The organism is Sorangium sp. So ce128 (genome assembly GCF_051525245.1).
In the GTDB taxonomy this organism is placed as follows: Bacteria; Myxococcota_A; Polyangia; order Polyangiales; family Polyangiaceae; genus Sorangium; species Sorangium cellulosum_B.
The window spans coordinates 4,205,894-4,227,318 of record NZ_CP150313.1; the positions used below are offsets into that span (position 1 = coordinate 4,205,894).

Annotated in this window: 16 protein-coding genes; 4 read left to right on the forward strand and 12 right to left on the reverse strand. The window is 71.4% G+C overall.

Annotation, left to right across the window (positions count from 1 at the left end):
- Nucleotides 1-4: 4 nt before the first annotated feature.
- A complete protein-coding gene (locus WME82_RS16220) occupies nucleotides 5-739 on the forward strand; it encodes an SCO family protein (RefSeq protein ID WP_438043569.1) in 735 nt (244 codons plus the stop codon).
- Nucleotides 740-755: 16 nt separating this feature from the next.
- Here WME82_RS16220 and WME82_RS16225 read toward each other — a convergent pair whose 3' ends face one another.
- Together WME82_RS16225 and WME82_RS16230 are read right to left on the reverse strand one after the other, a co-directional pair.
- The gene (locus tag WME82_RS16225) at nucleotides 756-5,249 is read right to left on the reverse strand and encodes a sigma 54-interacting transcriptional regulator (RefSeq protein ID WP_438043570.1); all 4,494 of its coding nucleotides are present in this window, start codon (nucleotides 5,247-5,249) and stop codon (nucleotides 756-758) included.
- A 41-nt stretch (nucleotides 5,250-5,290) separates the two neighbouring features.
- Nucleotides 5,291-6,064: a DUF3105 domain-containing protein gene (locus WME82_RS16230; protein WP_438043571.1), complete on the reverse strand. Its 774-nt coding sequence runs from the start codon at nucleotides 6,062-6,064 to the stop codon at nucleotides 5,291-5,293.
- Between the two features lie 77 nt (nucleotides 6,065-6,141).
- Here WME82_RS16230 and WME82_RS16235 point away from each other — a divergent pair, with 77 nt between their 5' ends.
- Nucleotides 6,142-7,038, forward strand: coding sequence for a diguanylate cyclase (locus WME82_RS16235; RefSeq protein ID WP_438043572.1), 897 nt, complete (start codon nucleotides 6,142-6,144; stop codon nucleotides 7,036-7,038).
- Nucleotides 7,039-7,054: 16 nt separating this feature from the next.
- Here the strand turns inward: WME82_RS16235 and WME82_RS16240 are convergent, their stop codons facing one another.
- The 9 genes from WME82_RS16240 to WME82_RS16280 form a co-directional block, all read right to left on the reverse strand.
- Entirely contained in the window at nucleotides 7,055-8,176 is a 1,122-nt protein-coding gene (locus WME82_RS16240; RefSeq protein WP_438043573.1) for a hypothetical protein, read from the reverse strand.
- Between the two features lie 77 nt (nucleotides 8,177-8,253).
- Nucleotides 8,254-8,508, reverse strand: a complete 255-nt coding sequence (locus WME82_RS16245) for a hypothetical protein (RefSeq protein WP_437746386.1) — start codon at nucleotides 8,506-8,508, stop codon at nucleotides 8,254-8,256.
- Between the two features lie 108 nt (nucleotides 8,509-8,616).
- A complete protein-coding gene (locus WME82_RS16250) occupies nucleotides 8,617-10,065 on the reverse strand; it encodes a cytochrome c3 family protein (RefSeq protein ID WP_438043574.1) in 1,449 nt (482 codons plus the stop codon).
- A gap of 11 nt (nucleotides 10,066-10,076) precedes the next feature.
- Complete coding sequence (locus WME82_RS16255; RefSeq protein WP_437746388.1) at nucleotides 10,077-11,738, reverse strand: hypothetical protein; 1,662 nt, start codon at nucleotides 11,736-11,738, stop codon at nucleotides 10,077-10,079.
- A 242-nt stretch (nucleotides 11,739-11,980) separates the two neighbouring features.
- Nucleotides 11,981-12,676, reverse strand: coding sequence for a HEAT repeat domain-containing protein (locus tag WME82_RS16260; RefSeq protein WP_437909270.1), 696 nt, complete (start codon nucleotides 12,674-12,676; stop codon nucleotides 11,981-11,983).
- Nucleotides 12,677-13,033: 357 nt separating this feature from the next.
- Nucleotides 13,034-13,912 carry a hypothetical protein gene (locus tag WME82_RS16265; protein WP_438043575.1) on the reverse strand — a complete coding sequence of 293 codons (879 nt, stop codon included), beginning with the start codon at nucleotides 13,910-13,912 and terminating at the stop codon, nucleotides 13,034-13,036.
- A gap of 73 nt (nucleotides 13,913-13,985) precedes the next feature.
- The gene (locus WME82_RS16270) at nucleotides 13,986-14,897 is read right to left on the reverse strand and encodes an outer membrane beta-barrel domain-containing protein (protein ID WP_438043576.1); all 912 of its coding nucleotides are present in this window, start codon (nucleotides 14,895-14,897) and stop codon (nucleotides 13,986-13,988) included.
- 439 nt (nucleotides 14,898-15,336) lie between these two features.
- A complete protein-coding gene (ftsY, locus tag WME82_RS16275; RefSeq protein WP_437872281.1) occupies nucleotides 15,337-16,695 on the reverse strand; it encodes a signal recognition particle-docking protein FtsY in 1,359 nt (452 codons plus the stop codon).
- 146 nt (nucleotides 16,696-16,841) lie between these two features.
- The gene (locus WME82_RS16280) at nucleotides 16,842-18,620 is read right to left on the reverse strand and encodes a carboxypeptidase regulatory-like domain-containing protein (protein ID WP_438043577.1); all 1,779 of its coding nucleotides are present in this window, start codon (nucleotides 18,618-18,620) and stop codon (nucleotides 16,842-16,844) included.
- Nucleotides 18,621-19,091: 471 nt separating this feature from the next.
- Here WME82_RS16280 and WME82_RS16285 point away from each other — a divergent pair, with 471 nt between their 5' ends.
- Together WME82_RS16285 and WME82_RS16290 are read left to right on the forward strand one after the other, a co-directional pair.
- Nucleotides 19,092-19,877, forward strand: coding sequence for a HEAT repeat domain-containing protein (locus WME82_RS16285; RefSeq protein ID WP_438043578.1), 786 nt, complete (start codon nucleotides 19,092-19,094; stop codon nucleotides 19,875-19,877).
- A 76-nt stretch (nucleotides 19,878-19,953) separates the two neighbouring features.
- Nucleotides 19,954-20,823, forward strand: a complete 870-nt coding sequence (locus WME82_RS16290) for a HAMP domain-containing protein (protein WP_438043579.1) — start codon at nucleotides 19,954-19,956, stop codon at nucleotides 20,821-20,823.
- A 132-nt stretch (nucleotides 20,824-20,955) separates the two neighbouring features.
- Here WME82_RS16290 and WME82_RS16295 read toward each other — a convergent pair whose 3' ends face one another.
- Nucleotides 20,956-21,279: a YraN family protein gene (locus WME82_RS16295; RefSeq protein ID WP_438043580.1), complete on the reverse strand. Its 324-nt coding sequence runs from the start codon at nucleotides 21,277-21,279 to the stop codon at nucleotides 20,956-20,958.
- Between the last annotated feature and the right edge of the window lie 146 nt (nucleotides 21,280-21,425).

Below are 21,425 nucleotides of genomic sequence, written 5' to 3' on the forward strand. Positions count from 1 at the left end.
CCGGATGGTCTCAACGGAGCCCACGCGCCACGCGAGCGGCGCTCTGCCGCCTGCGGAGCCGACCGGCCAATCATTTCCGTCCGACCGCGGCGACATGGGGAGGCCCCGGCGCGGCGGGCTCGTGGGCACGCCGGTGTTCTGGGCCGCGCTCCTCGCGCTGGTCGGGCTCGTGGTGCTCGTCACCATCGGGATCGCCGGGCGCGCGCTCCACGGCCAGGCCGCGGAGACGCCCGCGATCCGCATCCCTCTGCCCGCCTTCGAGCTCACGGATCAGCGGGGCGCGCGGTTCGGGCTGGAGCAGCTCCGGGGCCGCGTGTGGATCGCGGACTTCATCTTCACGACCTGCCCGACCGTCTGTCCCAAGCTCACGCAGCGCATGAGCGAGATCGAGCGCCGAGGCCGCGATCTCGGTGACGCGCTCCATCTCGTGACATTCACCGTCGATCCGGAGAACGACACCCCGGCGGTGCTCGCGGCCTACGCGGCGTCGCAGCGGCTCCCGCTCGAGCGCTGGACGTTCCTGACAGGCCCCCTCGATCAGATAGAATCGACGGTCCTCGACGGCTTCAAGATCGCCATGGGCAAGAAGGAGTCGAGCCCTGGCCTCTTCAGCATCTTCCATGGCGAGCGCCTCGTGCTGGTCGACCAGCAGGGCGTGATCCGCGGCTACTACGAGGCGAACGACGACGGGATCGACGCGGTCCTGCGCGACGCGGGCGCCCTCGTGAAGTCGAGGTGACCCGCTCGGGCCCTCCTCACGCCTCGATGGAGAGCCGCTTGATCATCTTCTGAAGGCCGAACCTGGACAGGCCCAGCAGCTTGGCGGCCTGCGTCTGGTTCCCGCGCGTGCGCTCGAGCGCGTCGCGCACGAGCTCCATCTCCAGCGCGTCGATCCTCGCTCGGACGTTGAGGCCGAGCTCGCGGGGCGTCGCGGTGCCGCCGTGCGCGATCTCCGGTGAGAGGTGCTCCCGATCGATGGTCCCGTCACAGAGCACGATCGCCCGCCGGATCTCGTTCTCCAGCTGGCGCACGTTGCCCGGCCACGCGCAGGCCGAGAGCCGCTCCATCGCCCCGCGCGTGACCCGGACCGGGCCGCGGCTGTGCTTCTCGACGAAGTGCTGGACGATGAGCGGCACGTCCGTCGCGCGCTCGCGCAGCGGCGGCACCCGGATCGTGATGATGTTCAGCCTGTAGAGCAGATCCTCCCGGAATGCGCGGGCCCGGACGAGCGCCTCCAGATCCCGGTGGGTCGCGGCGATGACGCGCACGTCGACCTTGCGCGTCCGCTCCGAGCCGATCGGCCTCACGAGGCCGTCCTCGATGACCCGCAGCAGCTTCGTCTGCATCGCGAGGCTCATCTCGCCGATCTCGTCGAGGAACAGCGTGCCCCGATCGGCCACCTCGAAGAGCCCGGCGCGCGGGCGATCCGCGCCCGTGAACGCGCCGCGCACGTGCCCGAAGAGCGCCGACTCGAGGAGCCCTTCGGGGATCGCGCCGCAGTTCTCGCTCACGAACGCGTGCGCGGCGCGCGGGCCGTTGTGGTGGATGGCCCGCGCCACGAGCTCCTTGCCGCTGCCGGACTCGCCGCATACGAGCACCGGCACCTCGGAGGCGGTCACCCGATCGACGAGGCGCAGCATCGCGCGCAGCGGCTCGCTCTCGCCGATGATGGCGTCGTACCGGTAGCGGGCGTCGCGGCCGCCGCGCGCCCTGGCGAGCTCGATCGCCGCGGCGTCGAGCTCCGCCTCGCGCCGCGCGAGCTCCTCGGCGAGGCGCGACGAGGCGCGCTCCGCGCGGCGCGCGGCGCGGCGCAGCTCGACCTGCGCGCGCGCGTCGGAGATCGCCAGCGCCGCGACCGACGCGATGGCGCGCGCCCACCGCAGCTCCTGCGCGCCGAACGCGCCGCGGCGCACGCGGTCGTCGAGGTAGACGACGCCGAGCGCCTCGCCGCGCGCCACGAGCGGGACGGCCAGCACGCTCCGCAGCTTCAGCGCGTGCACGCTGTGGTGCACGCTCGGCAGCTCCCCCGCCGCGTCGACCGCGACCACCGGCTCGCGCGCCTCCAGGGCGCGGCGCGCGAGCGTCTCCGACAGCGCGAGCTGCTCCGCGCCGAGGCGCGAGCGCGCCAGGTTGCGCGCGGCCCGCGGGACGAGGCGCCCGTTCGGGGCGCGCAAAAGCAGGAGCCCCCGCTCGACCCCCGTCCAGAGCACGAGCGCGTCGACGACCCGGTCGAGCAGCGGCGCGAGCCGCTCGCGCTCGCCGAGCGCGCCGACGAGGGCCTCCAGATCGCGCGCCTGCTCGGGCCGAAGCCCGCTCTCCGGAATCGCCCGCGCGCGGACCACCCACGGGAGCGACCGGACCGCGCTGGAGAGCGCCGACGCCCCTGGTGAGGCAGCGGAGGCGCCCGCCGAGCCTGCGCCCGCGGTGCGCCCGCAGAGCTCGCGCGCGGCGTCGGCGAGCGCCGCGAGCACCCGGTGCGCGACGTCCGTCTGCCCGGCCCTGACGGCCAGCGCGTGCGCCGCGGCCAGCGCCGGGCCGCGCGCCGCGATCGGGGCGCGGGCGCCCGCGAGCGCGGCGATCGCTGGGAGGACGCGGTCGCTGCGGCCGCGCCACGCCGACGCGCCCGCCGGGCCGCGCGGCGCGTCGTCCGCGGCGAGCGCGATCGTGGCGCCGACGTCGTCCGTGGCGAGCGCAATCACGGCGCGCGCACCCCACCAGTCGAGCCGCGAGGCCGCCCCGGGCTCCGGGCCGTTCGCGAGCTCATCGAGCTCCTCGACGCGGGCTCCATCGAGCTCGCCCGCGCCGTGGCGGAGGAGCCGCGCGGCCGCCCGGAGCGTGTCGTCCGCGGAGCCTCCGGCGACGAGCGCCGCCGCGCGCGCCGCCGCCGCGCGCGGGTCGACGTGCGAGCCGACGTCCGCGCTTACGACGCCGTCGCCCCGCGCGGCGACCACGTCGGCGATGGCCCAGAGCGCGTAGGCCTCCGCCTTCGCGTCGCCCGCGTCGCGGGCCCGTGCGATGGCGTCCTCGGCGGTCCGGCAGGTCTCGTGCACCAGGCCCGCGGTGGCGTAGGCGGCGGCGCAGGCGAGCAGCGCCCGGGCGCCCTGCGCCGGCCGGCCGAGGTGCTCCCAGAGCAGCGCCGCGCGGGTCGAGGTCGCGATCGCGCCGTCGAGATCGCCGAGATCCACCGCCGCCGCCGCCTCGCCGGTCCGGTAGGTCGCCTCCTCGACCACCGCGCCGGCGCGGACGGCGTAGTCGACGGCGGCGCTGAACGACGCGTGCGCGCGCTCCGGATCGCTCGCGTGCCACGCGTAGCCGCGCACGGCGGCCATCCGCGCCAGCTCCTCCACGGAGCTCGCGAGCGCCTCGCCGCGCGCCACCTCCGACAGCGCCCGCGCGGTGTCGCCGCGCAGCACGGCGAGCAACGCGCGCACCTCGCAGAGCGGCGCCGTGACCGCCTCCCCGGCGAGCGCGTCGGCCGCCTCCAGCGCCCCCGCGTCGATCGCGACGCGCGCGAGCACCGCGCGCGCGCGCCCCTCCGGGTCCGCGCCGGCGTCGATCGCGGCGCGCGCGCGCTCCTCCGCGAGGGCGCGATCGCCGGCGCGCCGCAGCACCTCGGCCGCGAGCGCCGCGGCCTCCGTTGCGCCTCGCACGCACGAGCGCAGCATCAGGCTCCGCGCGCGCCCGGCGTCGCCGTGCAGCCGGAGCGCGTTGGCCGCCGCGACGACCAGGCTGGCCGGCGCGTCGTCGCGCTGCTCGATCGCCTCGAGCGCGAGCGGATCCGGCGGCACACGCGCGATCGCGAGCGCCAGCGCCGCCGCCTCCGCCGCGTTGATGGCGTGCGCTTCGGCGGCGCCCTCGGCCGCTCCGCGGTCCTTCGGCGCCGCGCTCGCCCGCCGCCGCGCGCCGCTCCCCGAGGTTCCCAGCACGGCCGCCTCGACGTCCGCGAACGTCCAGGCGCGCGGCGGGACCTGCCGCGCGAGCGCGACGAGCGCGTCCGCGAGCGCCCTCTCCGGCGCAGACGCGAGCGGCCCCATCGGCCACGCCGCCGCGCTCGTCCCCGCGAGCGCGGTGAGCCACCGCGCGACGCGGTCCGGCCCGAGCCGCCCCAGCCACGCCGCGTCGCTCTGCGGCGGGCCCACGCGCGCCGCGCCGTCGCCCGCGCGGAGCGACGCGCCGGAGAGCGCGCGCACCCGCTCGACCACCGCGAACGCGTCCACGAGCCAGGGGGCGACATCGTCGCGCACCCCGAGCGCCGCCTCGAGCTCGTGTCGCCGCAGGCGCAGGTAGGCGGCGCGCACGCGGCGCGCGTCGCGGTCCTCTCGATCGCGCTCTGCGCCGGGCGCCCCCGCATCGCGGCCGGCGCGCCCCGCGGGGGGCGAGGCGAACGGGGGCCGCGCGCGCTGCGCGCCGGCGATCGCGGCGCGGGCCGACTCGGTGACCCACGCGGACGACGGGCGCGCCGCGGGCGAGGGGGAGAGGAGCGCCCGGCAGATCGCGTCGAGCGTCGGCCCGGCCGCGCTCTCCGCGGCCGCCGAGGCCCGCGCCGCTCCGATCGGATCGTCCGCGTCCGCCACGCCGGGGAAGGCGATCTCGGCGAGGAGCGTCCCCAGCGCGAGCAGATCCCTCGCCCGCGCGTCTCCGAGCTCCGCGTCCCCGCGCGCGATGTACCGCAGCGTCGCCCCGTCCACGGACGTCTCGTGGATCGAGCAGGCGAGCCCCAGGTCGATCACCGCGATCCGCCCCTCCGGCGTCAGGATCAGGTTCTCCGGCTTGAGATCTCCGTGCGCCAGGCCGATGCCATGCAGGTCGGCGAGCGCCTCTCCTGCGTCGCGCGCGGCGGCGAGCGCGAGCGCCGCGCGCTCGCCAGGGGGCAGCCCGCGCAGGGCGTCGGCGACGGCTCGCCCTTCGATCCAGCGCATCGCAACGAACGCGCGCCCCTCCTCGCCGGGGGCGCCCTCGACGCGCGCGACGCCAGACGGCGCCGCGAGCCAGCCGACGTCGACGAGCTCCGGCAGCCGCGGCGAGAGCGCCAGCGCCGCGTGCAGCGCCTCGCGGCCGAGCACCCGCCGCACGGAGGCGCGCTGCGCCGCGGACGCTCCGCGCTCGCGCGGCTCGATCTTGAGCGCCACCACGCCGCCGCGCTCCTGATCGACGGCCCTCCAGACCTCGGCCGACCCGCCGGACCCCGCGACGTCCAGCAGCCGGAAGCGCTCTGCCAACCGAGGTGTCACGGTCGACGGCTCGCTCATCCCCGGAATGCTTCCGGGCGAGGAGCCACCTGTCAACCCGGTTACGGATCCGGCGGAGCGCCCCCCGCCGCGCCCGCCCCGCCTCCGCCGCCGCCGCCGCCGCCGCCTGACCCCTCGCCGCAGATCGGCGCGCCGCCATCTGGCAGATCGATATCGACGGCCCCCGCGTCGCTGCACGTGTCTTCCGGGCCCATGCCGTAGTGGTCCGCCACGAAGCGCGCGAGCGACGTTTTGTCGAGGCACGTCGCGGTGTACGTCGCGCCCCAGGCCGCGGCCGCGACCGGGGTGTCCAGCGCGCTGTCGGGCGTCATCACGAGCCGCGCCTCCGGCCCTCCCGGCACCAGGAGGCACTTCGGATCGGAGGCGGCCTCGGCCCGCACCTCGTCCAGCACCGCCTTCACCTCTGCGCAGCCGGACGGAGCGCACCGGTACGCGAGTACGATCGCGCCGTGCTCGAGGTTGTGGACGTACATCTCGCGCGGGACCTCGGACTCGAAGCGCTTGTACTCGGCCCACAGGCCCCAGTGATCTCCGCCGCTCGGCGGGTTGGTCGCGTACTGGACAGGCGCGCACGTGGCCACGTGTTGCGCCGACGTGACGGGGATCCCCGTCTTGACGACGACCTTGCACTCGGTCTCGCCCGGGAGCGGCGGAGCATCCGGAAAGCTCGTGACGGTCTCGGGTTGTTGCGGCGCGGGCGCGGCGTCGCCCTCGTCGATCGGGGGCGAGCTCGTGCCACACCCGCTCAGAGGAACGGCGAGCCCGGCGACCATCGTGGCAGCGACGCACATCTGCGCGAAACCGCAGTGTTTCATGGCCGAAGCCTACCATGTCCGACGCGCGACGCGCGTTGCCCTGGCACGTCGGCTCTGGTGTACTTGGGTCCCCTAGCGTGGCGAAGCAAGAGAACGATCATCGGCAGACGCTCGTCACCTGCACCGCGATCGCCGCGCCGGTGCTGCCTGTGGCGCCGGGCACCGCGTGCCTGGTGGTGATCTACGGCACCGAGCTCGGGCGCCGCATCGCGCTAGGGACCGGGGCGATCGAGTGTGGGCGCGCGATACAGACGGATATCCCGCTCGACGACGACGCGGTGAGCCGGCGTCATGCGCGCATCTCCTGGACGGGGATGAGCTACGTTGTCCGCGATCTCGGCTCGACCAATGGCACCTACGTGAACGACGTCTCCGTCGATGAGCGCGCCCTCAAGGACGGTGACCAGGTGAAGATCGGCCGGACGATCTTCAAGTTCATCCAGGGTGGGAACGTCGAGCTCTCGTATCACGAGGAGATCTACCGGCTGATGACCTTCGACGGTCTGACGCAGGTCCACAACAAGCGCTCCTTCGAGGTCGCGCTGGAGCGCGAGGTATCGCGGGCTTGTCGCTACCATCGCCACCTCGCGCTCATCATGTTCGACATCGATCACTTCAAGAACATCAACGACACCCGCGGGCACCTCACGGGCGACGCCGTGCTCCGCCAGATGGCCGCGCTCGCCGCTGCGAACGTCCGCCGCGACGACATCCTCGCGCGCGTCGGCGGGGAGGAGTTCGCCCTGCTCGTGCCGGAGATCGCCCTCGACAGCGCCCGTCTGGTCGCCGAGAAGCTGCGCGCGCTCGTGGAGCGCACGCCGTTCCGCTTCGAGGACGGCGAGGTCGCCGTCACCGCGAGCTTCGGGGTCGCCGGCGTCACGCCGGACGCGCCAGTCTCGCCGATGGAGCTCTACCGCCGCGCCGACGAGCGGCTCTATCGTGCGAAGAAGGCCGGGCGGAATCGCGTGATGTGACGGCGCGCAGGCGCCGTCAGGGCGAGGCAACCGGGGCGGAGCAGTCTCGCGGCGCGGCGCCGTCGAGGATCCACGCGGACAGGATGTCGATGCCGTCCACGTACGGCGTGACGTCCGGATCGTCCGGCGTCTCGGGGTTCTGGGGGTGAAACCAGAACACGGGGTTTGAAGGCGGGGGAGGCATCGGCATCCCCACCACGAACGCCGCCTGCAGCCGCTCGGTCTCCTGGCGGAGCTTCTCCGCCGCATCGGCGGACAAGGAGGGGTCGGACGCGCTCTGCCCGATGAGGATCTTGTAGAGCAGGTAGCTGTTCCCCGGGTTTCCCGGATCGATGAGCGGCATGGCCCTGCCGAAGCGCTCCGGGGATGCCTCCCCCATGTGCGCCTTCTCGCCCATCTGGGTCTGGTGCGCGGTGCGCCCGATGGCGGTGTCGAGGAGCGCATCGATCCGGTTGAACATCGGCCCCCCCAGGTTCAGGTTCAGCCCTGCGGCGGCGCTTCCGTCGAAGTGGCACCCCACGCAGGTGGAGAGGAAGTATGCGGCCCCCTTCACGCAGACACTGCACACCGGATCGTCCGCGCACATCTCCGCGACGCACTCGAGGTCTCGCTGGCAGTAGAAGTCGCCGCTCGGCGGGCGCTCCGGCATCGCCTGAGGCGGGTTCGTCGCCGCGACGGAGAACTCGATGCGCGTGTTGCCGCCGAGGGACGCGCCGTCGAACGCGCGGATGCCGGACAGCGCAGCCTCGTCCGCCGGCTTGAAGACCGTCAGCGCATACCGGGTCCCGGGAACCAGGCCCGGCATGCCCTCGATCTGGCGGAAGATGACCTCACGCTGGACAGGGTTGTACGTGGGCGCCAGGGCGATCGGATTGACGCAGTCCGCGTAGGTCTGGACCGTGGCCAGATCGCCCGAGACACACACGGATTCGGCACCGACCGTGGCGCTCACCGAGCTCGGCAGCAGGTAACGATCGAACTTCAGCACGAAGCTCGCGGTCGACAGCACCTCGGTCGTGCCGGCGGGATCGAGCGCGGTGCGGACGGGCTGGTAGTTCTGGTCGAGGCTGGTCGTGGCGCGCGCCTCGATCAGCTGGACAGGAGGGGCGTCGATCGGCTGGAGCGTGGCCTCCCCCACGTCGCAGCCGGCCGTCGCGAGGGCCGCCTGCAGGCAGAGGGGGAGGGGGGCAAGGCGCGTCGCGCGAGCCAGCGTGCTCAGCTCTCGGAATAGAGCGAGAGCTGCTCGCGGACGACCTTCTCGTTTACCCCGGACTGAATGTGCTCCTTGAGACAGTCGGCCAGCGTGATCAGCATGTCGTCTACCCCTTTCTCCTCGATGAGCTTCGACAAAAGTTGGCGTGCATCCCGTCCGTCGTCCTCGCGGAGGAAGCCCCGCACTGTCTCCAGCGTGATTTCCCCCTGGAAATCGAGATAGAGGTTGTCGATCAGGTACTTGATCAGCTCCTTCACGCCCGTTCTCCTTGGCGTTCGCGGCGATCGTTAGGGAAGCCGCGCGCACTTCGCTATACCCGTCGCCGGAAGGCCAGGGCAAGGAATATACTGACGGATTTTGACTTTTCATTGGCACCGCTGCACGAACCTGTCGCTCGACTGATGGCACACCAGGCACGGACGCGGGTTCCGGGAGAACGCCGTCTTGCACTTGCTCTCGAACCCGAGCGGGTGCGGGTTCAGCCCTTGCCCGCCTGACGCCCCGCGCGTCGCGTGGCAGGTCGCGCAGTCCCGCTCGGTGTGGCAGGAAACGCACGCATTCAGGTTTCGCTCGGCTTCCCAGGCGTGGTGCTTCGCGCTGCGCGGCGCTGTGGTCCACTCCGCCGGCGGGGGATGGAAGCGGCGCCCCGCAGGCCGCGCTGCGCTCGGCGCGTCGCGCGCCACGCCCGTCCGCCGGTGACAGTCCGCACAGAACGTCTGCTCCTGATGGCAGCTCACGCAGCGGGGATTGTCCTGCCGGGCCGCTTGCGGGTGCATCGAGAGGAAGTCGTTCGGGTGGACGTTGCGCGGACGGATCTTCCCGTCGTGGCAGTCGGTGCAGTAGTTCGCGCTGTGGCATGACCCGCAGAAGGCGCTGTCGTTCGCGGCGACCTGCTTGTGCCGCTCAAGCCAGTCGGGCGTGTGCCCCGCGCTGTGCAGCCACGCGGGCGGCAGCAGATCGCCCGTGGCGAACGCGGTCACGAGCCGCCCGTCGGGGCGCGTCAGGTGGCAGACGTCGCAGTCGCTCTTCGCCTCACCCTGGGCCGCGCCGCTCATGTTGTGGCACGTGAAGCAGCCGGCCATGCGCGGCAGCTGATCTCGGGTAGCGAGCTCGATCTGGTCGACGCGGCCGTGGCACTGGCTGCACTTGATGTTCCGGCTCACGTGCTTCGCATGAGGGAAGCGGAGGTTCGCGTGCGGCAGCACGAGCGGCGCCACCTTTCCGTCGCTGCCAGCGTCCTCCCCGATATGGCAGTACGCGCACTGTCCGTTCTCGTTCGTCCCCGCCTTCACCTGGGTGAGGTCGGAGTGATCGACATCATGACAGTTGTCGCACGTCTCGCTCGGCTTCGGCAGCAGCCGGTCCGTCACTGCGCCGCTCGTGTAGGCCGCGCCGTGGCACGATTTGCACGTCTGCTTGAGCCCCTTGACGTGCTTCTTGTGGTTGAACCGGATCGTCAGCGTCTGCGGGGGGTAGATCTCGTCGCTCGGGACCGGGGTCGCGCTCGTTCCAGGCGGCATCCACGCCAGCGGCACCTCCGCGTCGGCGGGCATCGGGTGGAGGCCCGACGTGAACCCGCCGCGCGGCGCCTTCGCGGGCGCCTCTCCCTCGGCGTCGCCTTCCTCCGCGTCATCATCTGCCGCCTCGGCGCCGTCGTCTCCCGCTGCCGCCGGCGGCTTCGGCTGGGCAGCCGCCTCGGGGCCCACGATCGCGAGCGCCAGCGCGCCCAGGCATGCGACGATCGCGACCCACCCAGGGACGAACCTCGCCTCGTTTCGCCGAGCGCGGCGGCGTCCGTCCTGTCTTGCGTCCATGCGATCCTCGCTCACGGCGCCACCCGCAGGTTCACGAGGCCGACGACCCGGAAGCGCTGGCCCACAAGCCGGTTCATGTCGTGCTCCCACTCGATCTTGAAATCCGCGGCCTCGCCCGGCCGATACCCGGCCCCGAGGACATATCCGAACGACGTCGCGCCCCGGTCCGGCCTGAGCGGATCCTCCCAGTTGTACAGCGACATCCGCGCTCCGAGCGCGTAGCGCTGCCCGCTCAGCCGCTTCTCTCCCGCGAGATCGGCCCCCGTCCGCCGGCCGCGCTCCCCCGTCTGCAGCATCCCGCGGAGCTCGACCGACGTCGTGCGCGTGCGGTAGCGGCCGGCGAGGTTCGCGAGCACATCGGTCGAGATCGTCGCGGCGCGGTTCTTCTCGTCGCGCGCGTAGTCGCGGAGATCGCCGTCATTCGGATCGAGCGACGTCGCGCCGACGCAGCCTGGTCGCTCCACCGCCTCGCACTGGCCAGCGCCGAACTCCTCCGGGTTGCCTTCGGCGATCCACATCCGCGTGCCGCCCCAGGCCGCGACATCGATCTCGCGGGTGATGTCCACCGCCGCCCGTCCGGTGATCGTGGTGATGGGATCGTGGGTGAACCAGTTCCAGATCGAGTCAGCGTCGAACGTCGGAACGAAGTAGTCGACGTCCGCCCCCAGCGTGACGCGGCTCCCGGCGTACACCTCCAGGCCGCCGTAGAACGAGCCGACGAGCTGGTTGTAGAAGTCGTAGGTCACTCCGCCCTTGATGCCACCGAGATCCGGCTTGCTGATGTTGGCGGCGTACCCGAGGCGATCCTGCGAGATGCGCGACCCATCGGACGTCCGGACGCCTCCGTCCGGATCCGGGAACTGCTGGGTGACAGAGGTTCCCAGGTTGTAAACGCGGCGGTAGGTCAGGCGACCGTGGATGTAGTTCGGGCCGGCGCTCTCGAGCGCGACGCCGAACGCCGGCGCCAGGTCGGCCTCCTGATACGACGGGAAATCGGCTGCGCTCCCGGGTTGAGTCCGGTCGTCACCGAATCCTCGGTGGCTGCCGCGCCAGATCCCCTGCCGCTCGAAGCGCGATGTGGAGAGCGGCAGGCCGCCGCGCTGCTCGAGCCCGCCGTACGCCTCGAGTTGAACGTAGTAGGGCGTCGTCACCCGGACGAGCGCGCCGTCGAACGACCACCACCCGAGCACGTCGCTCACGTACTGGCGGCCGACCCGGAAGCCGAGCCACCCGCTGGCGACGTTCCGCCCTTCGACGTACGCGTACATCAGATCGAGGGGCGCCTCGCGCAGCCCCGGGATGTAGCGCGAGCCGCCATCGACGCTGTAGTCGGTCTCGCCGCCCCGCTGCGCGCCGTCGAGGTGGCCATTCATCCCGAAGTCCGCGTCGAGCCGGAGCCGCACGGTCGCCGAGTAGTCGGCCTCGCCTGGGGCGGAGTCGCCCTGGAGGTTGTAGACGGCGAGCCCCAGCGTCTGAAGAAGCCGCCGCCGCTCGATGTTCGTGTCGCCCCAGGGGCCCGCGACCTCGTAGGCCTGGACGCCGGTCGTCGACTCGACCTCGAAGTCGGCTGCGGCCGCGCTGCGCGCGGCGAGCGCGCAAGGCAGCAGGCACGCCGCGGCCAGCGCGCGTGACAGGGGGAGGCGACGGAGGGGGACGCGACGGGCGCTCCCCACGAGCGTGCCTGGGCGCGCGGCGCTGGAGCGCCGGGGACGAGGTCGTGACGGAAGCTCCGCCATCCATGAGCGGTGCTCAATCACGGACTGCGCTCGCTTTCGTCTTGTGCGGGCCGGTCTGCGCGGCTTCGCTCTCAGCTACCGCCGAGGGCTGAACAAGCATGGCGTGGAGTTTCGTCCACGCGCGGTGATGCTGTCAACCCGATCGCAGGACGAACGGACTTGTCACGATGCGCGCCGGGTCAGCTGTATCCAGCGCCCTTCCGGAGCTTGCCGTCCGAGCCCACGCTGAAGCCGTTCGAATCCTGCAGCGCCTGGCTCGCGCTGCTCCGCAGCTCGGCCGGCACCGTCCAGCCCCGGGTCATCAGCCCCTCGGCGACCTTGTTCTTCACCCGGACCGACTCCTCGGTCGCGAGCATCTTCACCAGCGCTGGCACGCTCGCCTCATCGCCCTGGGAAAAGATGGTCTGCACGGCGTGGAAACGGACCGTCTCGTTGACGTCGTCGAGGAACCGCTCGACCGCCACCCGCACGTCGTCGCCCTTGATGTCGCCCAGCGCCATGATGAGCTGCTGCTTCGGCTCGACGTTGCGCGCATACTCCGTGTCGAAGCGGTCGAGCAGCTGGACGAGCTCGGTCCGGTACCCGGTGTCGTCGAGCAGCGCCCGCAGGATCTTGAGCGGCCAGGTGAGCGCCTCGGCCTTGATGCAGAACTCGACCACGGCAGGCACCGCGTCCTTGCCCGCATCGACGATCCCCCGGAAAGCCAGATCCTTCTCCTCTTGATCCGTGATGGAGGGGTCGATCGAGAACGTGAAGCGCCTGAGGAGCGCCGCCGCCGCATCCGCGCTCTTCATCGCGGCGAGCGACTGGATGGCGTCGAGGCGGTCGTACGTCTGAGCGCGCTTGTCTGCGACGACCTTCGCAGGCCCGGCCACCTTCTTGTCGGAGGGGGCGCCCCCGGCAGGGGGATTGCTTTTGCGGAGAAAATCGAAAATACCCAACGCTGACCTCTGGTGGCTGTCCCCGCCGCCCGGTCCGAGCTACCCGGCGATCGTCGCCGGATCTGACCGCCGCGAGCCGAGCCATGGCGGGGCACTTCTTCGTGCGCTACGGGTTCATCCGCGTCGTTCGGCTCGTTGAGGCGTACTCTCGTACGCCTCACGCGCCTGCCTAGCGGCTGAGCCCGTATCACACGAACCTGCACCCCGCTAGAGTGGCTCCCTGCAGAGGGTGCTTCCCGCCCGAGCTACCCCGGGCGGACCGGCTCGGTCACCGCGAGCCGGCGCAGCCGTCTACTCCGTCGTCTTGATGCCGGTGGGCAATTGAATGCTCAGGCTCACGGTGACCATGCTCGTGAAGTGGAATTCGCGGTCTTTGTCGTCCACCTTGCGGTCAGGGAACGCCTCGTCCGTTCCGAGCCCGTGGTTGTCGAAGCCCGAAGTATTCCATGCGAACGGCAGGGCGCGCCACTCCGCGCCGAAGCCGATGAAGTCCGACGGGTAGAAGTTCCAGCCGAGGCCGAACGTCGGCGCGAAGGCCATGCGGCTCTCGAGCCCGAAGGTGTCCGCGCAGGCGTTCTGGTTGGTCGTGCCGCACTCCTTGCGCTCCTTCACGCCGATCGCCGCGGCTCCCGCGAAGAAGCTCACGTCGGTGTCAACGAAGAGCTCGGCGAACAGCGCCAGCTTTCCGCGGAAGGGAACGACCGTGACCTGTGGCGCTGCGACCCACTGGATCTGTCCGAGCTGATCCTTCGTCAGGTCACCCTTGGTCAAGTTGACCCTGGTCAGCTGGCACGCCTTCGTGAACGGCAGGGTGTCGCAGTTACGCCCGTCGATCGCGACGCGCTGGAGCTCGTCCGTCAACCCGGTGTTGTACTGAAACCCGTACCCGCCCCAGGCGCCGAAGCCGAGCCAGTCCGTGAAGTGGTAGGTGAGCCGCAGGCCCGGCATGATCGTCCGCCGGTACTCGTCCAGCAACGTGAACGATGCGCCTGGAGCCACCTCGAACCGCCCGTCACGGTGGAGCCGGAGCTTCCGCACGGCCGGTGCGCCGGCCAGAGGGCCCGTGAGCTGGATCTCCTGCGCCTCCGCGGGCGCAGCCGTCATCAGAAGTGCACAGCCGGTAAGCCCTGCCACCACGGTGCAGAGGCTCTGGACGAATCGACGCATCATGCCTGTCCCCGTCTTTGGCTGAATCATCCTATGTCTCGCGCTCGGCCTCTGCGCGTCCCCGCGTCCAAAGTCCTCACTTCGGCAGCCGGTATTCCCAGGAGAACGGCAGGAAGACCGACAGCCCGACCTGCGCCTGTACGTTGTTGGTGAAGCTCTTCCCCTCGGCGAGCCAGGTGCTCTTGTCCTGAGGGTTGTTTGTGTCGACGCTGGGGTTCTCGAGCTCGTCGAAGAAGATGTAGTCGCTGACCTCGAACATCGCCGCAAACCAGCGGTTGAAGAAGATGCGGAGGCCACCGCCGACGTGAAACGAGAGCTTCGGCTTCCAGTCGAAGGTGCGGTTGTCGGGATCGACGACGGCCATGGGCCTCGTCGAGATCGCGCCGACACCGCCCAGCACGAAGAAGTCGTAGTGGAAGATGAAGTCGCTGAACCCGGCGAATTTGCCGTACGCGGGGACGTACGTGAAGTTCGCATTCGCGTTCCACTGATACTCGGTGATCGGCTCGCCGATACGCGCCGCCCTGCTCGTCTGGAAGTTGAAGTCCGACGGCGTGTTGAGGGCACCGTACCAGTTGCCGTTGACCCCGATCGCGAGGACGTTGGTGAGGTACCAGTTGACCGCGAGCCCCGGCCCGTTGTGGCCGACGAACTGATCGTTCATCGTCAGCCCGAAGTACGGGTTCACCTCGAAGCGGTGGTAGCGCAGCGCGTAGATCTGCTGCACCGCGTAGGTCTCGTTCTTGAGATCCTTCGCGGCCTCCTTCTCCAAATTGATCGTGGGACACGCCGTCGGGTCGATCGCACAGATGTCCCCAAGCCCTGTCGTCTCGCCACCCTCGCCAGGGGCCGCAGGCGCCTCCACCGGCTCCGTGCCCTCGGCAGGAGTCTCTGGCTCGTCGAGGTTGATTTCCTTGGGTTGCTCTTTTGGCTGAGCCAACGCCGTAAGCGGCATCGCGACCAGCGCAGCCGCAACGAGAAGCCCCACGCGAGCCTGGTTCATCGCCATCCCTTCCAAAGTCCGTGCGATGCGAGCGATCGATCGCCCAGGTAGTACAGCTTCCTAACTACTCGAATTCATTAAATAATTCGGTCAACCGCCAAGCCCGACGGACTATATCACGTCGAAAATAAAAGGATCAACAACCAAATCCTTTTGCCACGGACGACCGGCGGCTTCGCAGAGGGGGCCCGGCGGGTGGACACGCGGCGAGCGGCAGACTCGCTGCACAATCACCGCGGGCTCGGATCGCCGGTGTGCTGGCGCCGAGGGCGCGACGATGGTGACGCCTGACGGGTTCAGCGGCAGAGGCGCGGCGTGCTGAGACATCGGAGCCATCGCCCGTTGGTTGGACCGGTGTCGAGCCGCGCGATTGGGTGGTGAGGAGAGATCGAGCGCCGCCGACGCTCACGCCGCGGACCGCGCGTCAGGCGGCCGCGTCTTCGGAGCCGCTGGCGCGGCCGAGCATCGCCTCAACGAACTCGTCGGACTCGAACTCGCGGAGGTCTTCCGCGCGCTCGCCGATGCCGACGTACCGGACGGGCAGCCCATGCTCGGCGCAGATGCCGAGGATGACGCCGCCCTTGGCGGTGCCGTCGAGCTTCGTCAGCACGATGCCGGTGATCGGCAGCGCCTCCTTGAAGAGCGCGGCCTGCTGCATGGCGTTCTGGCCGTTCGTCGCGTCGAGCACGAGCAGCGTCTCGTGAGGCGCACCCTCGAGCGCCTTGTTCATGGTGCGCGCGACCCGGGACAGCTCCTCCATGAGGTTCGTCTTCGTGTGCAGCCTGCCGGCCGTGTCGGCGAGCACGACGTCGGCGCCGGTGTCCTTCGCCTTCTGGATCGCGTCGAAGATCACCGCGCCGGGGTTCGCGCCGTCCTTGCCGCGCACGACCTCGCAGCCGACGCGCTTGCCCCAGACGTTGAGCTGCTGCACCGCAGCTGCCCGGAACGTGTCGCCCGCCGCGAGCACCACCGTCCGGCCCTCGGCCTTGAGCTGCGTCGCGAGCTTGCCGATCGTGGTCGTCTTTCCCACGCCGTTCACGCCGACCACCATCACCACGGTGGGCTGCGCCTTCAGCGGCAGCCCGCCGCCGGCGCCGACGCGCAGGATCCGCTTCGCGTGCTCGCGCAGCGCGTCCCAGACCTTGTCGGTGTCGGCGAGCTCGTTCCTGCTGAGCGCCGACCGGATTTCGTCGAGGAGGAGCTCTGTCGTCTTCACGCCGACGTCCGAGGTGAGCAGCACCTCTTCGATCTGCTCGACGACGTTGGGATCGATCTCCTTCTTGCCGGCGAACAGCGCCTTCAGCCGGCCGAAGAACCCCTCGCTCTCCCGCACCTTCGTGAGGCCTTTGCGGAGCCCCTCGATGTCGCGCTTGCGCGCGGCCGGAGGCGCGGTCTCCCGCGCTGGCCTGGCGGCCGGCTTGACGGCCGGCGCCTCGATCGCGGGCGCGATGGGCGCCTCCGTGACCGCGGTCGCCGCCGGCTCGATGGCGGGCGGCGGCGCGACGGGCGCCTCGACAGGGGCGGGCGCCGCCGCGGGCGGCTCCTCCTGCGGCGCGGGCTCCTTCGCCTTCGCCGGAGGAGCTTCCTCCGCCGGAGGCTTCTTCGGGGCACGCGGCTTCTCGGTCGGCTTGTCCGCCGGCTTCTCGGAGGGCTGCTTCGCCTTCTCCTGGAGCTTCTTCGGTTCGGGGGGCGCTGCGATCTCCGGTGGCGGCGCCTTCTTCGTGACGAAGTAGACGATCGCCGCCACCACGACGAGGCCGACGATAATTAGGGCGATTTCCACGTTGGCGTTCTCCGGCGAGGGAGCCGACTATATGGGACGCACCCCATACGTCAACGTGCGGTCGCGCGGGGGCGCCGATCCGGCCAGCGAAACGGCAAATGGGCGCGGCGACGGGGCCGGCGCTCCGCGGGCCCCGTGCGCCTGGCTCACGGGGCCAGCGGCGAGGCGCCCGGCTTGGGCTCCGACGCCCCGAGGTCCTGCTCGATCCGCTCGTCCACGGGATCGGGACCGAAGGCGGCGTGCTCGATCCGGTTCGCCCAGAGCTCGACCTCGCGCTGCTGAACCCTGCTCGCCACCCGGCGCACGTGCCCGGGCGTCGGCTCCGGCGGCCCCTCGAAGGGGGCTCCCTGGCGCCGCGCCCAGCGGACGAGGCGATCGAGGACGGCGCGGCGCCGCGTGACCAGCGCGATGCCCAGCTTGCTCGGCGACGGGAGCGCCTGCTCATGGCTGCTGTGCATCGGCGCGCGGACCACGAGCCTCGCGTCGCTCCGGTACGGCGCCTCGATCGAGAACTCGCCGACGTCGTCGGTCAGCGCGCGGGCGATGACGCCGCTGCCGTCGAAGGCGGGGACGACGATCACGAGCTCGGCGCGCGCGATGGGCGTTCCGTCATGCGCGTCGGCGACGGCGCCACGCCAGCCGGTCGCGCCCTCGAGCGGTCCCATGACGCGCACGCCGGCGCGGCCCGGCGGCGCGACGGGCCGCTCGTCGCCCGCGCGCGTTGTTGCGGCGCGCTTCGGCGCCCGCCGCCAGCCGCCGAGAACCCAGCCCGCGATGGCGAGGACGGCGGCGCCGAGCGCGATCTGCCGCCACGCCCCTGGGCCCGCGACGGGCACGTCGATCGCGAGCTCCGCGCCGGGGATCCACCACGGAGACGCGGGCACGTAGCGGAGCGAGATCGGGACCGTCCCCTCTCGCTCGGCGGTGAACGCGGCGATCACCCGCGCCTTGCCGCCGGTCACGGTGGCCGCCCCGACGGGCTCGCCCGCGCGCAGCGCCTCGACCACGCCGCCCTCGACCGGGCCGCGGGACGAGCGCACCTCGACGTCGATCGGCACGCCGTCCTCCGCGCGCGCCGGCTCGACAGGGTGCGACAGATCGAGCGTGACCTGCGCGTACCGGACGACGCTCTGGCTGACGCTCGCCTTCGCGAGCGTGGCGGTTCCATCGAAGCGCGCGCGCAGCACGCCCTGGCCGGCGCCGTCGAGGCGCTCGGTCGGGAGCTCGAAGCGCGCGCGGCCGTCGCCGCCGGTCGGCGCCTCCGCGAGCCGCGCGCCGCGCTCGTCCTCGAGCACGACCGGGAGGCGCTCGCGCTCGAACGGCGCGCCGCTCCCGACGCCGCGCGCGCCGCTGCGATCGAGCCGGAGCGCCACGGTGACGTTCACCGTCGGGCGATCGAGATCGACGGCGTCGACCGGCGGATCGAACCGGAGGATCACCGGCGCGAGCGGGGCCGCGTGCGCCTCGAGCGGGATCTTCGCCTCGACTGCGTCGTAGAGCTTTCCCCCTGCGAACCGGATGCGCAGCGTGGCGTCCGCGAGCGGCGCGCGCCCGCGGAGGCAGAACCCGCCGCGCTCGTCTGTCGCGATCACGTAGCCGCCTTGCGAGGGGCGGGGCTCGCGGGCGCGCGCCGCGCCGTCGGCCGCGCACCCGTCGACCGCCGGCAGGACCGCGGGGGCGCCGGCGCTCGTGAGGGCATCGATGGAGAGCGGCGCCTCCGCGATCGCGCTCCGCGCGTCGTCGACCACGCTTCCGCGCACGACGAACCCGTCGGGCTCGGTCCATGCGACCGCCTCGATCTGCGCGCTTCCGCGCACATGGATGCGGAGCGGCGCACCTTGCGTCTGCGCGTGCGCCGCGGGCGCCGCCGCGAGCGCCGTGGCCGCGACGAGCGCCCACGGCAGGCATCGTCTCAGTCCGCGCATCTCCCGAAGGCCTCCGGCGAGCTCCTCGTCATGGTCGCGCATTATCCGTCACGCCGACGCGGCACGGGCAAGGGGAAGCCGATCCGAAGCCGTGCCGAGCTCGCGCTCGCCCGGCGCGAGCGAGCGAGCAAGCGGCGAGTGCGGACGTAAGCGGACGTGAGCGGACGTGCACGCGAGCTCGCGGCAGCGCGTCGGATCGATGGCGGCAGCGGGTGGGTAGATAAGCGGATGGTGAAGCCGTGTTCGCCGTGAGCCCAACATGGTTCACGCGTTGAAGCGCCGCGGGCAGGCCGCGTCAAACCGTCCAGTCTGGTCGCAGCGAGGAGCGAGCGAATGCAAGGCAAAAGTGCGAGCGTGTGCGCACCAATTTTCGGGTGTAGACCCGCTGATCCGATCGCCACGGCGGCGATGCGCTCGTGTATCGTCGGACGTGGAATGCGTCGGCCCTTTTCAGTGCTCGTGTTGCTGGTTGTGACGCTTGTACTCTCGCTGATACCCACGAGGCTTTACGCGGATCAGCGCACGAGCTACCTCGCCGACCAGCTCAGGACCAACGAGGACTATCGCGTCCGCACGCAGGCGGCGCTCGCGCTCGGCGCGTCGGGAGACGACGCCGCCACGAGGCCGCTCTGCGACGCGCTCACGGACAGCAACGCGTCCGTCAAGGTCGCGGCGGCCGCGGCGCTCGGCAAGCTCGGCAAGACCGCGGGGCTCGCGTGCCTGGAGCGCGCCGAGGGGCGCGAGCAGACGCCGGCCGTCAAGTCGCAGATGCAGAAGTCGATCGCGGCGCTGTCCGCCGGCGGCGGGGGCGGCTCGGCGGCGCCGCCGCCTCCGGGCGCGGACACGAAGTACTACGTCGCCATCGAGATCACGAACAAGAGCGGCCGACCCGAGTCCGAGATCGAGCCGCTCGTGCGCGCCGCGATACAGTCGAAGATCCTCGCGAAGGCCGGCTACGCGGTCGCCCCCAAGGGCGAGACGGTGGCGCAAGGCAAGAAGATTCTGAACGGCAAGAAGCTGAAGGGCTTCTATCTCCTCGCCACGGTCGAGCCCGCCGTGTACCAGGGCGGCAACCTCACCCAGGTGGTCCGCGTCAGCATGTGGACCTATCCGTCCAAGTCGCTCCAGGGTGAGTTCGCGCCGAAGCTCACGCAGAGCGGCACCCCGAAGAAAGACGTTCAGAGCGAGAACGTCCTGATGAAGATGTGCGTCGAGAACGCGGTCGAGACCTTCCACAAGGTCGTCGCCTCGCTGTGACGCACCTTCGCTGCTCGATATTGGCTTTTCCAGTGCATCACGACCCTTGTCATCCCCAGCCAGCTTCGAGGATCCCATGAGCGACGCTTCCAGCACGGCCCCGCAGACCTCCGCGCCGGAGGTCAGAGCGCGCTACCAGCGGAGCGCGCGGAACTACCTGCTCGACCAGAACTTCCAGCTGAAATACACGGGGTTCCTCGTGGGGATCAGCCTTGCGCTCTCCGTGGCGCTGGGGATCCTCCTCTGGAACGCGAGCTCGAAGATCATCGAGCAGAGCCGCAGCGCCGTGCGGCAGGGACAGGAGACCGTCCGTCAGGGTCAGGAGACCGTCAAGCGCGGCCAGGAGGTGCTCGTCCAGAGCCGTCGGGTCAGCGAGGTCGTCGCGATGAACATCGCGAAGGAGTACAAGGACGACCCCGAGCTCGCGAAGACGTTCGGCGAGGCGGCGCAGCGCGACGAGAGCAAGCTCAAGGACGAGCAGTCGCGGCTCGAGCGCGACGCTGCCACGCTGCAGCAGCGGGCGGAGGCGCTCGAGCGGCAGGCCGCCGACGTAGCGAACAACCAGCAGATGCTGCTCCGCCTCATCGTCGCGCTCCTGTCGTTGCTCGTCCTCGGCGTCGGCATCGCGGGCATCGTCTTCACGCACAAGATCGCCGGGCCGATCTTCAAGATGAAGCGGCTGCTCCGTCAGGTCGGCGAGGGCAAGCTGATCGTGCGCGAGAAGCTCCGGAAGGGCGACGAGCTCCAGCACTTCTTCGAGGCGTTCGAGAAGATGGTCGAGGACCTGAGGGCGCGCCAGCAGGGCAAGATCGCCAAGATGGATGCGATCCTCGAGAAGCTCGAGGCGGGGGCGCACGCCCAGAAGGGGACGGTGGAGATCGATCCCGATGGTCTCTCCCAGCTGAAGCGCCTCCGCAGCGAGATGCAGGAGCAGCTCGACGCGTGATCGAGCCCGCGCGCGGTCGATCGACGCACGCGCCATCCGAATCCAGCCCGAAATCAAGCCAAAAATAAGGAAACATCAGGCCGCGCCCCCGCACGGCCTCGACTGGATCCCTCCGGCCCTACCGTCACCGCGCTAGAAGGCGGCTTTGATGATCTCGACGCTCGCTTCTCCGCTCGGGAGGAACGTCACGGACGCGGCGTCGAAGCGCATCCGCTCCACGCCGCGCACGCGCGAAAACGTGGCGCGCCAGAGCCGCTCGCCCGCTCGCCGCACGCGGGCGCGCTTGCTCGCGTCGATGCTGTCGAGCGCGCGGACGTACGAGCCGGGGCCGCGCGTCCGCACCTCGATGATCACGATGACGGGGCCGTCGCGCGCGATCACGTCGATCTCCAGCCGCCCGACCCGCGCGTTGCGCGCGACGATCTCCACGCCCTGCGCGGCGAGGTGAGCGACCACCGCGTCCTCCGCGCGCGCACCGAGCGCTCGCCGCGCGTCGGCCGCCGGAGCACCAGCGGGCCCGATCGCGGTCCGGCTCGTCGCCGAAGCCGCCCGTGCGCTGCGCGTCGCGGTGCGCCCGGGCGGCCGGCCGTCGTGTGAGCCCG